At 62.4% G+C, this 1,584-nt stretch carries 2 protein-coding genes; one reads left to right on the top strand and one right to left on the bottom strand.

Going from position 1 to position 1,584, the window contains the following annotated elements; all coding sequences use genetic code 11:
* On the top strand, positions 1-310 hold a 310-nt coding region (locus VH86_RS25975; protein WP_231647398.1), incomplete at its 5' end, for a hypothetical protein.
* 39 nt (positions 311-349) lie between these two features.
* On the opposite strand, the gene VH86_RS24245 is transcribed toward VH86_RS25975, so the two are convergent.
* Entirely contained in the window at positions 350-1,510 is a 1,161-nt protein-coding gene (locus VH86_RS24245) for a diguanylate phosphodiesterase (protein WP_045834392.1), read from the bottom strand.
* Positions 1,511-1,584 lie beyond the last annotated feature (74 nt).

The raw sequence follows: 1,584 nt of genomic DNA, 5'->3' as shown, positions 1-1,584 counted from the left end.
GAAAAAAATGATTTTAAGTGAGTTTATGCTGAAGGTGAACCGCTGGCCTGACATGCATTTCACAGCAATTGAAAGCGAGCAGCGCGACGCCGTCATCGAGATTTATGCCCTCGACTTCTCAAACCAGACCAAAAGCCGGCTGCTGATTTACCGCACGCCGGACGCGCAGCATGCGGCGGCCATGATGACGCATTTCCGCACCTGGCTTGAAAAGGCCAACCGCGGCAGGACCCTGCGGCAGGAAAAGGCTGATGTGCCCGCGGCCGTTATGGCCACGCAGCTTCCGCCTCACCGTGCCGCGTCCTGTTAATCATACGGGGCCCACGGGCCCCTGTTCTGTTCCTGCGCCTCAGACGGCCTCGCGTGTCTCCGGCCAGGCAACGGCCGCGCCCTCTGCGGTGAACAGCGACCCCTGAAAGTCAGTGACCCCTGCCGCCTCCAGCCACATCCACTCTTCCGGCTGCTCAATACCTGCCGCGATGACGTTAATCTCCAGCGCAGAACAGCAGCGCAGCACCGCGTGTACCACCGCCTGGCGGGGTCCGCTGCGGTGAATATTGCGCACGATCGCGGCGCCGATGCGTACGCGGTCCGGCTGGACGTGCGCCAGCAGAGACAGCCCGGCGGAGCCGTCACCGAAGTTATCAATAGAGAGGCTGATGCCGGCCTGCTTCAGCTGCCGCACCGCGGCGGAAAATGCTTCCAGCTGAGAAATCACCTCCGTCTCGCTGACGCCCAGTATGATTTGCTGCGGCACCAGTTCAGCGCTGTCGATGGCGCGGACAATCCGGCCAACGGCATCCGGAACGGATACCAGCGTCCCGGGCAGAATGCTGAGGTAGAGCATCATGTCGTCAGGGCATGACCTGCCGGCTCTGTGCAGCGCCCCGGTGACCGCAGCGAGATTATGTACGTACATCGCATCGCCGGAGAGCCCCTCCGGCGCATCATCGGGTATGGCCTCAAGGGCCGTGACCTCACGACCGAGCGGGTCGACCACCGGGCGGAAGGTCACGCCCGCGGCGGGGGCCGGTGACCCGTTCTCATCCGGCACAAAGTCCCAGTAGTCGGCGGGCAAAACCTCAAAGTAGTTTTCTTTCTCCCGGGCCTCCACGAAGGTTCGCAGAAACTGCAGGCCGCGATCGTCATAGGTCAGGCGGTACTTAGAGGTGCCGCGGTCAAGCACCGCCTGCAGCACGCTGCCGCGGGGGTGATGGCGCAGATCGAACAGCTCCATGCCGTGGTTGCCGAAGCGCCGCGACGGCGAGTAGTCGCGCATCAGCTCAACCACGTTGTGGTGACGCCGGTCGGCGCAGATGCGGCCGTAGATGTCCAGCACGCCCTGTTCCGGACCTTCCAGTATCTGAAAGAAGTGCGTGCCGTTAAACAGCAGGATGCCCGTCACCTGATGACGGGCGTTGAGCAGCGTTGCCTTCTCCACCATGCCCGGCAGAATGCTGACGGGCACGTCATCGGCGAGGTGGCTCCGGTAAATTATGGTTGTAAGCATTACAGGCTCCGTATTGCCGCAGATTGTCACGGGCACCATAGCAGCCGGCCGCACTTTCTCAAACCGGACCGGTA

Source organism: Pantoea sp. BL1, from assembly GCF_000963985.1.
GTDB classification, from domain to species: domain Bacteria; phylum Pseudomonadota; class Gammaproteobacteria; order Enterobacterales; family Enterobacteriaceae; genus Pantoea; species Pantoea rwandensis_B.
The sequence above is the reverse complement of the archived record's forward strand: the minus strand, read 5'-3'. Positions and strand labels throughout refer to the sequence as shown.

Coding starts and splice junctions, on each gene's coding strand:
- VH86_RS24245 (WP_045834392.1), bottom strand. CDS start 1,510: ATGCTTACAACCATAATTTACCGGAGCCACCTCGCCGATGACGTGCCC.